Here is a 12,675-nt window from a genome sequence, read left to right on the forward strand (position 1 = left end):
CCGCGATGCGTCCCCAAGAAGAAGGAAGCTTCGGATGAACATGCAGTATCGGCTGGTGTGGAACAAAAGCCTTCGCATGGTGCAGGTTGCAAGCGAACTGGCGCATCGTCCCAAAGGAGGTAGCCCGAGCGCCTCCGGTGCATCTGCCACGCCAGCGCACTCGGCGCTCCCCCTCAAGGGGCTGAGCTTCGCCGCCTGGGTCGCGCTGGGCATGGTGAGCGTGATCGCGCCCGTCAACGCGGGCCAAGTCGCTGGGCTGATCACTGCCGACCCGAATGCTCCGGGCAATCAGCGTCCGACCGTCCTGGGCTCCCCGGGCAACGCCGCGCTCATCAACATCACCACGCCTACCAAGGCTGGCGTGTCGATCAACCAGTACAGCGCATTCCAGGTTGACTCGCATGGCGCCGTGCTGAACAACTCCCGCGACAACACGCAAACGACGTTGGCCGGCACCATCGGCGGCAATCCCTGGCTGGCAACCGGTTCGGCGCGCGTCATCGTCAACCAGGTCAATAGCAGCTCGCCGGCGGCGCTCGGCGGCTACATCGAAGTGGCGGGCGACAAAGCCCAGGTCGTCATCGCGTCCCCCGCCGGCATCGCCGTCGATGGTGGTGGCTTCCTCAACGCCTCCCGCGTGACGTTGACCACGGGGACGCCCCTCTTGAACGGCGGCGCGCTGGAGGGCTATCGCGTCAACAGCAGCGGCATCATTCAAGTCAGCGGCAACGGCCTCGATGCCTCGCGCGCCGATTACACGGACATCATCGCGCGGGCCGCTGTGCTGGATGGCGCCGTCTACGCCCAGCAACTACGGGCCACCTTCGGCGCCAATCAGGTCAATACCGATCAAAGTCAGGTCACCCCGATTCAGGGGGCCGGCACCAAGCCGGCCTTTGCGCTCGACACCAGCGCGCTGGGCGGTATGTACGCCAACAAGATCGTCCTGCTCGCCAACGAGCAGGGCGTGGGTGTGCGCAACGCTGGCACGATCGCCGCATCGGCCGGCAATGTGGTGGTCACCGTTGACGGCCGTCTTGAAAATACCGGCTCGTTGCAATCGCTGTCCGATACGAACCTCAGCGCTTCCGGCGGCTTGAGTAACAACGGCACGATCTCCGCCACGAACACCCTCGCGATCACGACTCCGCTAGACGTAGACAACAGCCGGGGCACCTTGAACGCGGGTCGCATCGCCCTGGATGCGGCCTCGCTCCGTAATCAGGCCGGTACCATCGCGCAAACCAGCGTACAGGGCATGTCGCTGCAAGCGGGTGCGCTCTCCAACAGCAACGGGGGCAGCATCGGCATGCCCGTGGCTGACGCGGGCGACGATAGTAGTGCGTCATCGTCATCCGGTGGATCGACGACACCACCGGGCGGTGGCACTGGCGGTGATGGTGACGCCGCGGCGACAGGCAGCGGGTCAACGGGCACCACGCCGGTGGCGCCGCTCGCGGACGGCGCCCTGCATATTGCGGGGCTGCTGGACAACGACGGCGGCCGCATCAGTGCCGCTGCAGGCTTCGATCTCACCACCGCCAACGGCCTGGCCAACGACGGCGGCCAGTTGGGTCTGCGCCAACTCACCATGACGGGCGGCGACCTCAGCAATCAGGGTGGCACGCTGACCATCAACGGGGCGGCAAACATCCAGGGCGGCAACGTCATCAACGATGCGGGCCAGCTGAACTTTGCCGACACCCTCATCCTCAACGTACAGAACCTGTCCAACCGAGGCGGCACGCTCACGCATGTCGGTACAGCAGCGACCACGTTGTCTGTCGCCGACGCCCTCGACAACACCGGTGGCACGCTGGCGAGCAACGCATCGTCGTTGGCGATCACGAGCGGAATGCTGGTCAACGAAGGCGGCCAGATCAGCCACACAGGGCTCGATCGCCTCACGGTCACGACGAACGCGCTGTACGGCGCAGGCGGCAAGATCGCCACGGCCGGTGCGGTGCAATTGACGGCAGGTGCCGTCGATCACCAACAGGCCATCCTCGCAGCGACGCAGGTCACCGTGAACGCGGCCAGTTTCGACAACCGTGGCGGCGCCATCACGGCATCCGGCGACAACGCCAATACGCTGCAGGTTGCCGGCACGTTGGACAACAGCGACGGCGGCACGATTGCGAGCAATGCGGATCTGTCGCTGCAGGCCAGCATGCTGGGCAATGCCAGTGGCACCATCCAGCACGCGGGTGCGGGCACCCTTCGCATCGACGCCACCACGCTCAACGGTGTCGGCGGCACTATCGGCAGCAACGGCCAGCTATATCTCACCGGAGTCACCACAGACCTCAGTGGGGGCAACACATCGGCCCAATCCTTAGCGATCTCCACCAGTGTCCTCAGCACGGCGCACGGCACGCTGATCGCTGCAGGCAGTGATCCTCTGCAAATGGCCGTCACCGGCGCCTATGACAACACCGGCGGTCAGGTCAGCACCGGTGGCGGGCTCCAGCTCAACGCGGCGTCGCTTACCAATGTAGGTGGCTCAGTGGTGGCAGTGGGAACCGGTGCCACGAATCTCACCGTGACGAACCGCCTCGACAACACCGGCGGCACCCTCGCGGCGGCGGGCGCCACCACGGTCCAGGCGCACGACCTGATCAACCAGGGCGGCACGCTGCAGGTGTCGGGGGCACCCCTGAGCGTGACGGCTAACGGCCTGCTCGACAACAGCCAGCACGGCGTGCTCGCCAGCGACGGCGACCTGACCCTCCAAACGGCCACTCTGGACAACACGGCTGGCACCATTCAGCACGCCGGCCAAGGCGCGGCCACGATCACCGCCACCACGCTCAACGGCCAAGGCGGCGCGATCGCCAGCAACGGTGACCTCACCCTGCACGGCGGGGCCCTCAACCTGCGTGACAGCACCACGACTGCGCAGAGTGTCACCGTCAACGCCGATGCACTCACCACGGCGGGCGGCACCCTGCAGGCCCTGGGCGGCAGCCCGCTCAACCTGACGGTGCGTGGCCTGCTCGACAACATGGGCGGGCAGATCGCCACCAACGGGTCGCTGCACCTCACCGCGCAGGCGCTTAGCAACGCGAACGGCACGCTACAGGCCGCGGGTAGTGATGCCACGGTTCTCACCATCACCCAGGCGTTCGACAACACCCACGGCATCCTCGCTACGGCGGGCGCGACGACGGTGCATGCCGGCTCGCTCGACAACACAGCCGGCACCTTGCAAGCGGCCAGTGATGACGTGCTGACCGTCAGCAGCGACGGGGCGTTGATCAACGACGGCGGCACCCTGGTCGGCAACGGCGCGCTTGCACTCAGCGCGGGCTCCCTCAGTAATCACGGCGGCACCCTCCAGGCCCAACAAGCCATCGATGCGACTGTGGCCGGCACACTCGACAACAGCAACGGCGGCACTGTGATCGCTGGTGGTGACCTCAACGTCCAGGCGGACTCGCTGCTCAACCGCAACACGCTGAACACGAGCGCCCCGCAGGGCCTGTATGGCGATCACGTCCAGTTGCGCGCGGACACGCTCGACAACACCCAAGGGCAGATCCATGCCAACGACAGCCTTGCCGTGCGGGGGCAAATCGCATCAGGCGGCGCCATCACCAATGCAGGCGGCAGTATGGACGGCACCGGGACCGTGTCGGTTGCTGCCATCACGCTCGACAACACCGGTGGCCAACTGATCCAGCGCGGCCATGACGGATTGCTCAGCCTCAACGTCACTCAGGCGCTCACCAATACCGGCGGCGGCCTGATCGGGGCAGAGGGCACGGCCACCATTCATGCGGGCTCGTTCGACAACAGCGGAGGCACCGCCGCGGCGCAGGGCGACCTTACCCTCGCCAGTGATGGCGACCTGCTCAACCGCAACAGTGGCGTGCTTCAAACCCAGGGTACGCTGACGCTGGGCGCCAACGGCGCGTTCGACAACAGCGCCGGCCAGCTCGATGCCGCCGGCGCGGCGACCATCGCGGCCGCCTCGGTCAGCAATGTCGGTGGCCAACTGCTCGCCGGCGATGCGTCGAACCCCGGGGCCGCACTGCAGATCACGTCTGGAAGCACGCTCGACAATCGCGGCGGCACCATCGGCAATCGTGGCGGCGACGTCACGCTCCATGCGGCGAGCATCGACAACAGCAGCAACGGCACGCTGGTCGCCCAGCGCGATCTCACGCTCGACCGTGTCAGTGTGCTCAACAACACCGGCGGAACGACCTACGCCACGCGCAACCTCAGTTTCCAGAATGGCAGCGCCACGCTCGACAACACCGGTGGCCAACTCGGCGCCGGTGACACCGCGTGGCTCGATCTCGGCCAGATCACCAACAACGCGGGCGGCCACCTGCAGGCCGCGACGCTGTGGCTCACCACACCCACGCTGTTCAACGACGATGGTGAAGTGGATGGCGCCGTCGTGCACGCTACGCTCGCAAGCTTGAACGGCGTCGGTCGCATCTACGGCAGCCAGCTGCTGGATGCCCATGTCACCGGCGACTACACCCATCTGGCCGGCCAGCGCCTGGAAAGCGATGGCGTGCTCAGCCTCACTGTCGACGGCACCCTGATCAACCAGGGTACGCTGCAAACCCAGGGCGAGCTGGACCTTTCCGCGGCCAACCTCATCAACACCCACGGCGCCGTGATCAACGCCAGTGCGGATGACGGCAGCGGCGTCGCCAACCTCCGCGTCAGCGGCAGCGTGGACAACCAGCAGGGTGCCACCCTCGAAGGCGACACGCTGAACGTATCCGCCAACACGCTCACCAACACCGGTGACATCGTCGGTGACGTGGTGACTCTCGACGCGAGCAGCCTCACCAACGGCCGCGATCTGGGCACGGCCACCGCTGCCGTGGACTACGGCGAAGGCTTCATCGGCGCGTCGCAGGTACTCAACCTGCATGTCGGCACGCTCGCCAACCTCGACGCCCAGCTCTACAGCGCCGGTGATCTCACCATCGCAGCCGATGCCGCGGGCAATCAGGCGCAATCGATCCTCAATCGCTCCGGTCTTATCCAGGCCGAAGGCAACCTCAGCCTTGCGGCCCAACAGATCGCCAACGCGCGACGCGTGTTCCAGACGGAGGTCTACACCCTCTCGCCCGCCGAGCAGGCCCAGAATACCTTCACGCAGACGGTGGCCATCTATCGCGATGACGATCCCAATCCTCTGCATCACCCACCCTACGTCGATCCGAGCCAGGTGTTGAGCGCCGCGCAGATCGCCCAGCTCGAAGCCTTCTGCGGTGGCAAGGGCTCACCCGGCAAGGACGGCGACCAATGGTGCAACGGCATCACCATGCCGGGGCAAAGCAACGCCCACAACATCTACCACAACGATTTGACCGCCAACGTCACCGACACCCTGGTGTCGGTGGAACGCCTGGTGTCGGCCAGCGCGACCGGCGAGATCGTCTCCGGTGGCGACATGACGTTGACCGGCGCCGTGCTCAACGACAAATCCACCATCGCGGCCGGCCGTAACCTCACCATCTATGATCCTTCTTCCGGTGCGTCCGGCACCGCCTCCGTGCAGAACATCGCCTGGACGCCCACCGGTACCGTGCAGGAAACCACTACCGAACAGACCGGCATTGGCTACGTCAGCTTCAGTGGCGATCGTCATTGGGACGTGGAGCCCTATAAGTGGACCTGGGGCATCTACCAAAGCAGCTCCACCATCAATGTCGCCCAAGGCAATGCGCCTACCTGGGTGACCTATAGCGCGGGCCCCGGTCTGGCCGGCAGCATCACGGCTGTCGGCAGCGTCACCATCATTGGCGGTGACGTCACCAACACCGTGGTCGGTGGCGGGGGCGGCGTCAGCGGTATCACTCCCGGCGGCCTCGCCGGTCCGGGAAGCACCACTTTCCAGAGCGCCAACGGCGCGCAGGCGGGTAGCGCGGGCACCATTGCCGCCACCGCGGGCCAGACCGTGAACGGCCCCGGGCACCAGGGCGGCGCCGCCGGGCAAACGATAGGCGACACGAACAGCCCGCTGCCCGGCTACACCCCGCCGAACAATCCCACGGTGCAACAGCATCCCGACGCCAATGCGCCGTTCCTGGTCACCACCGCACCGCGCTTTGCCCAGGGTGCCTCGACCAGCTCCGACTACCTGCTGCGCGCGCTGGGCGATGACCCCAGCAACATGCAGAAGCGCCTGGGCGATGGTTACGTCGAGCAGAACCTGGTGATGGACCAGATCCTGCAGCTCACCGGCCGTCGTAGCCTGAGCGGTGGCGACCCGATGGCACAGTACCAATCCCTGATGGATGGCGCGGCCAGCGAAGCCGCACGCCTGGGGCTGCAGTTGGGTGCGCCACTCACCAGCGCGCAGATCGCCTCGTTGGATACCGACATCGTGTGGCTGGTCGACCAGGTGGTCGATGGGCAGCATGTGCTAACGCCCGTGGTGTACCTCAGCAAGGCCACCGCCGATCGGATGCAGCACGAAGGCGCCCTGATTGCTGGCGATACGGTCAACGTCGCCTCCACCGGCACCGTGCGCAACGACGGCACCATCAGCGGAACGCAGGGCACGTGGCTCAGCGCCGACACGCTGATCAACACCGGCGCGATGAAAAGTGACGGCACCCTCGCCATCGCCACCCGCAACGACACGATCAATAGCGGCACGCTCAGCGCCGGGGCGATCAGCGTCACGGCGGGGCGCGATCTGTTGAACACCGGCAGCATCACCAGTAACGGCGACATGGCCCTCGTAGCGGGCCGCGACCTGACGACCGGCGTCGCACCCATTCAGGCCGGGGGCAACCTCGCTATGGTGGCGGGCCGCGACCTCACCGCCACGGCATCGACGATTTCGGCCGTGGGTGACGCGCAGTTGATGGCCGGTAACAACCTCACGCTCAACGCCACCGGCCACACCACGCGCACGGGTGGCGCTTCGAACGGCCAGGAGTCGACCACCCATGCGGTCACCGCCATCCAGGCCGGCGGCGACCTCGCGGTTGTCGCCGGCAACGACCTCACCAGCGACGGCACCCAACTCAGTGCGGGCAACCGGTTGGGCCTGGCCGCGGGCCACGACCTCACCCTCAACACCGTTACCGACCACCAGTCGAACTACAGCAAGACCGTATCGGGGCACACCATTACCACCACGCGTGCCGATGACGACACTGTGCGCGGCAGCTCCCTGAGTGGTGCCAACGGCGTGGCGCTCACGGCGGGCCACGACCTGACGGCCACCGCCACCACCATGACCAGCACGAACGGCGCCATCGGCCTGATGGCTGGCCACGACCTTACCCTCGACACCGCACAGGACACCCACAGCACCGTCGTCGACACCAAGAAAACCGGCGGTAACGTGCTCAGCCACAGCACCACGCGCACGCACGACAGCGTGAGTGACACCTACGCCATCGGCACCACGGTCAGCGGCAGCAGTGTCACGATGGCGGCCGGAAACAACCTCACTGCCACCGCCGCGCAAGTGGTGGCCGACCACGACACCGTGATGGCGGCGGGCAACAACCTCACCCTCAACACCGCCAACGACGTCCACACCGAAGACCACAGCGTCAGCAAGACCAAGACCGGCGTCATGGGTGCCGGCGTGGGCGTGATGGTGGGCGAAGCCAAACAAAGCCAAGACCTCTCGATCACGCAAACGACGCCCACCGGCACCACCGTGGGAAGCCTGGGCGGCAGCGTCACGATGACGGCGGGCAACAATGTCCACCTCACCAACGCCACCGTACTCAGCGATACGGGCACCGCCATCGTCGGCAACAACGTCACCATCGATGCGGCGATGGGCATCACCGATACCACGCAGACCTATAAGCAGAGCAGCGCCGGTTTGCATGTGGGGCTCACCGGCGGCGCCGTCACAGTGGCACAAACCGTGTACCACGACGCCAAGGGCATCAGTAAGAGCAGCGATTCTCGCCTGCAGGCGCTGTACGCCGCCCAGGGCGCCGAAGCGCTGCTCTCACCGGGCGCGGGCCGCATGATGGGGCTGGGCAACCAAACCGGTGCCGATGCCATCGGCCAGGCCGCCCAAGGCAACACCAACAGCGCGGGTATTTCCCTGCGGATCGGTATCGGGGCCAGCAGCGCTTCCGCCAAGGCCAGCACCCACGATGAGACGGCCTACGGGAGCACCATTCACAGCAATGGCAATGTGATGATCGCTGCCACCGGTGGCGACCTCAACGTGATCGGCAGCCAAATCAGCGGCGACAACGTTGCCCTGGCGGCCGCCAACAACCTCAACCTGCTCAGCCAGGCCGAACAGCACACCGACCAGAGCAGCAACCACAACGCTGGCGGCGAAGTGGGCTTCAGCGTCGGCGCCACCACCGGCTGGTACGCCAGCGCGAGTGCGGGCCAAGGCAAGGCCCATGGCAACGGCACTACACACGCCACCACGAGCGTGGATGCGGCCAACACGCTGACGCTCGTCAGCGGCGGCGACACCACGATCCAGGGCGCCCAGGCCAAGGGCAACACCGTGCTGGCCAACATCGGCGGCAATTTGAACGTCATCAGCGAGCAGGACACCGCCCACTACACCAGCAAACAGCAGCAAGCCAGCGCCACCGTCGCCACCGGCAGCGGCATGCAAGGCAGCTACAACCAAAGCAACGCCCATAGCGACTACACCAGCGTGACGACGGTCAGCGGCATCGGCGCGGGCGACGGTGGCTTCGCCATCCACGTCAACGGCAACACGGACCTCAAGGGCGGCGTGATCGCCAGTACGGCCGATGCCTCCAAGAACCTGCTCGATACCGGCAGCCTCACCTTCAGCGATATCGAGAACCATGCCAGCTACAGCGCCAGCAGCGTGGGCGTCGGCACGGGTGGGCCGATGGGGTTGATCGGCTTGGCGGGGTTGGCGATGCCGCAAACCGGCAACGAAAGCAGCACGACGAAGGCGGGTATCGCCGACGGAACGATCATCACGCGCAACGGCGACACCGACCTCAGCGGTCTGGACCGCAAGCCTGACATCAACGCAAGTGGCCTCACCTCAAACTTCGATGAGAAGAAGATTCAGGACAACATGCTGGCCGGGCAACTGGCGGGACAGGTGGGCATGGTGGCCGCGGGAGACTTGGAGAACGTCATGCAACTCACGCCGGGCAGCGCCGGCGCCACGGCTATCCATACGGTGGCCGGCGGGGCCATCGCCGCGCTGGGCGGTGGCAATGTTGCTCAGGGTGCGTTGGGTGCTGGGGCTGGCGAGGCATTCCTCCAATACCTGCCTGGCATCATGGGGCCACAAGAGGCGGCTTTAGCGTCCGCCGTCGTAGGCGGCGTGGTGGGCGGTGGCACCGGGTTGGCGACGGCCAATGCAGGCGCACAGTACAACTACCTGACGCATCCGCAGTTGATTGATCTGCAAAACCAGATCATTGCGTGCAACGGCGATCGGTCCTGCATCGAATCCGCCAAGACTGACGCGGAAATCACCTCCGCCAAACAGGAGCAGGATCTGAAGAGTGGTTGTGGCGGCAACGCCAACAATTATTCGGATGCATGTAAGGGCGCCATCCTCGATGCGCGCGCCTACGCCAGCGATCCGTTAGCCAGCCAGTTGGGGCTGCAAGTGGATCAAGCCATCACCACGCAAGACTACATGGCTAACCGATACCACTGGGGATTGGTGGCCGGAGAGAGTGATGCCAGTCAAATGGGCAACTATTTCTTCATCCCGCCTGCGGTGGCAGTCGGGGCAGTGACTATGGCCGCGGCGGGGCCGATCGTTGCTGGATCGGGATGGGCGATCGGCGCTATTTCAGGTGGCACGGGCGGGTATATCTCGGGTGGATGGAAGGGGGCAGGAATTGGTGTTCTCGTTGGTGGTGTTGCCGGCGAGTTCATTCCTGGTGCCGGTATATATGTGGCCGGACAAGTGGGCGGCACTACCGGTATGGTGGCTGGTGCGGGGACATTCGTTGTACTCAACGGATTGACGAGTGGCGCGGGTGCCTTGGCCACCAACGTGGCACTGGGACAGCCTTGGAACCATGGCCTACCTTATGGCATAGGGGCGGGTATGGTCGTTCCACTCGCTAGCGGGGAGGCAGTCGTGGTTGGCTTTGGCGGCGAGGCGGCGGTAGGAACTGGTGTGGCGAATGCATTCAGTGCGTACTCTGGTTTGTTCTCCATCGGTGCCGCTGCCGTAGACCCGACACCTACACCGAAGAAGCAACAAGGCAATCAGGGCAAATAACAATGCGCTCTATGAACTCAGACAGCTCAATACCGACCACTGATAAAGCCGTGCGTTTCAAATTCCGTGATCTCCGTCGATCGGTGGCAATGCAATGTTTGTTCTTTTTTATGTTTGTCTTCTTCTTTGTATTCGCCTTGCGGCAGGATAACTCTTATTGGCCTTATGCCTTTTTTCTGCCTGTATTTAGCCTCCTGCTATTCGTTTGGTATTCAACAGTAGTGGTAGCAATGGATATTGTTGTGGACACCACTGGCATCTCGCGTTGCGTAGGCCGAAGGGTCATTAAGCACATCCCTTGGCGTGATGTGCGGCTGATTTGGGTATTTGACTCGTATAGTTGGCAGGAACACAAAAAGACCCTCGGCATCCATATCCTTCCGCGCAACAAGGAGCATCCATCGTCTGTCCTTGGCGGTAAAGTCGCTATCGTCGAAAGCCCCATGCGGCAAGGAAAGTTTTCTGAGCTTATTGAGGCGATGAACACATACATCGCCGAGCATCACATCAATATCGAGAGCACAGTGGGCGGCAAGACTTCCCATCCGGATAGCCTAGTCTTTGTCCCAAGGAGACCCGACTAGGACTTGGAAAGGCGGCCATGCTTGGAGAAGGCACGGAAAAACGGGGTCAGGTTCACTTCCTGCGCGGCGGGCGATGGGCTGGGCGGGTGCCAGCGAAGCGCTGGGTCTTGGCTTCCACCATCGCTCTGAAGGTGTCCCTCCCCAAGACACGCTGTTGTTGCAGGTGTGTGCGGATGGCGAGCAGCTCGTCATCCGCCACGGTTTCACGAAGGAGTGCCTCGTAAACCGAGCCGCGCTCCGCGGTAGTTCGGCCCAGGGCGTCATACGCGGGATGGGGTGTTAGCAAAGAGTCGGTGCGGTGTCCGCCGTGCGCGGCTGCGCTGGACCAGGGAAATCGTATGGGATCGTCTGTCATGCGGGCACGGACAGGGTTGAGGTCAATGTATCGATAGCAGCGGAGCAGATGAGTCTCGCTATCGACCAGGCAAGCCTTGTACCGCCCCTCCCACAGGGTGCCGGTTCGTAGGTGCCGAGCGTTGAACTGGCCGACGTATTGGCGTCCGAGCTTCTGCATCAGCTGGGCAACAGCGCCGATAGCCGGCGGCGTCAACAGTAAATGGACGTGGTTGTCCATCAGGACGTAGGCATGCAGTGCGCACTTGGTATGCAGTAGTGCTTCGCGTAGCAGCTGAAGATAGCGATGACGGTCGGCGTCATCGAGGAAGCATGGCAGGCGATTGTTGCCCCGCTGCACAATGTGCTGGGGGATATTGGGCAAGTCGAAGCGGGGAAGGCGGGCCATATCGCTACCGTGGCTGTTGTTGCCGCGATTCAAAATCAGCCGGGACGCCATAATTGTATGGGTGTGGACCGAGTCGACTTATAGGAAGTGAACCTGACCATGTTTTTCAACAGACGAACAGGTAATGTCTTTCGCGAAGGCCTTTGGGAGCTACGTAGGCGAGGTCTACCGCCGAAATCATGGCGCGACAAGGAGCATCGTTACCCTCGGCGGTCATAATTTCCCCGGCCTCCGGACAACGTCTGGCGTCAATTTTTGGCCATGGGGTCGTGCCTTCAATCGGATAACGAAGGGCAGCGAAGACAACGTGTCCGACTATTACGCCGGAATAGGGGCGAAGGTAGCTAAACAGTACCGCAAAGCGGCGCGATAAGAGCTCACACGACCTTGAGTTGGCACCGGCCGCGAAGCGATTCACGGCATCGCCATAGTGCAACAAGCCGAGTCACCTCCCGGATGCCATTCCGTCCAGTTTAACTACCTCCGTCCCCTATTCCGGTCCCCTATTCTGGCCGTCCCAAATCGGTGGCAGTGGACTAATCCAGTGCAAGTCGACCCGACCAAATTATGAGGAATGCCGGCAATGGATAAGAGCACTCTGCTGAAGGACAAGGCAGTAGCATTACGTGTAATTTTGAATGACATGCCAGATGATGCAGATGCAGCGATGCTGCTTAGATTGTTGAAGCCACTCTTTGACGATATCGCGTCGGGAAAGGTAATTCCACCTTATCCTTATGCATTCAAAACCGCCTTGGGGAAAGATGCGCTTTTTTACGAAAGGCATCCCAATGCTTTCTCAGCAGAAGCAGCATTCATTTCTGCGCTTGAAGATTGGCCGTCGAAGCCGTGGTACCAATCACTAGTCGCAGGGCCGAAGTGAATCGTGTCTCTTGCTCCGTCGATTCTGTTATGAGGAATTTCGTCGCGGGTCAAGTAGCGAGGCTTCAGGAAGGTGTCGAATAGGTGACGGAGGTAGTTAAACAGTACCGCAAGGCGGCGCGATAAGTGCTGACACGACGTTGAGGTGGGCACCGGCCGCGAAGCGATTCATGGCATCGCCATAGTGCAACAAGCTGAGTCACCTCCCGGATGCCATTCCGTTCGGTTTAACTACCTCCGTCCCCTATTCCGCCAGTGCG

Annotated in this window: 4 protein-coding genes; 3 read left to right on the forward strand and 1 reads right to left on the reverse strand. The window is 63.5% G+C overall.

What is annotated here, in order from left to right:
* Positions 1–34: 34 nt before the first annotated feature.
* Positions 35–10,207 carry a hemagglutinin repeat-containing protein gene (locus DVU99_RS07835; RefSeq protein WP_114239651.1) on the forward strand — a complete coding sequence of 3,391 codons (10,173 nt, stop codon included), beginning with the start codon at positions 35–37 and terminating at the stop codon, positions 10,205–10,207.
* Positions 10,208–10,218: 11 nt separating this feature from the next.
* Entirely contained in the window at positions 10,219–10,791 is a 573-nt protein-coding gene (locus DVU99_RS07840) for a hypothetical protein (RefSeq protein WP_157971378.1), read from the forward strand.
* Between the two features lie 52 nt (positions 10,792–10,843).
* On the opposite strand, the gene DVU99_RS07845 is transcribed toward DVU99_RS07840, so the two are convergent.
* Positions 10,844–11,533 (reverse strand): transposase, encoded by a 690-nt coding sequence (locus tag DVU99_RS07845; protein WP_114239653.1) that lies wholly within the window; start codon positions 11,531–11,533, stop codon positions 10,844–10,846.
* Between the two features lie 583 nt (positions 11,534–12,116).
* On the opposite strand from DVU99_RS07845, the gene DVU99_RS19700 reads away from it, so the two are divergent.
* A complete protein-coding gene (locus DVU99_RS19700) occupies positions 12,117–12,416 on the forward strand; it encodes a hypothetical protein (RefSeq protein ID WP_157971379.1) in 300 nt (99 codons plus the stop codon).
* Positions 12,417–12,675 lie beyond the last annotated feature (259 nt).

The organism is Dyella sp. C9 (assembly GCF_003332825.1).
GTDB lineage: Bacteria > Pseudomonadota > Gammaproteobacteria > Xanthomonadales > Rhodanobacteraceae > Dyella.

Excerpts from the sequence above, each read along its gene's own strand:
- DVU99_RS07840 (WP_157971378.1), top strand. The coding sequence starts at position 10,219 with ATGAACTCAGACAGCTCAATACCGACCACTGATAAAGCCGTGCGTTTC.
- DVU99_RS07845 (WP_114239653.1), bottom strand. The coding sequence starts at position 11,533 with ATGGCCCGCCTTCCCCGCTTCGACTTGCCCAATATCCCCCAGCACATT.
- DVU99_RS07835 (WP_114239651.1), top strand. The coding sequence starts at position 35 with ATGAACATGCAGTATCGGCTGGTGTGGAACAAAAGCCTTCGCATGGTG.
- DVU99_RS19700 (WP_157971379.1), top strand. The coding sequence starts at position 12,117 with ATGGATAAGAGCACTCTGCTGAAGGACAAGGCAGTAGCATTACGTGTA.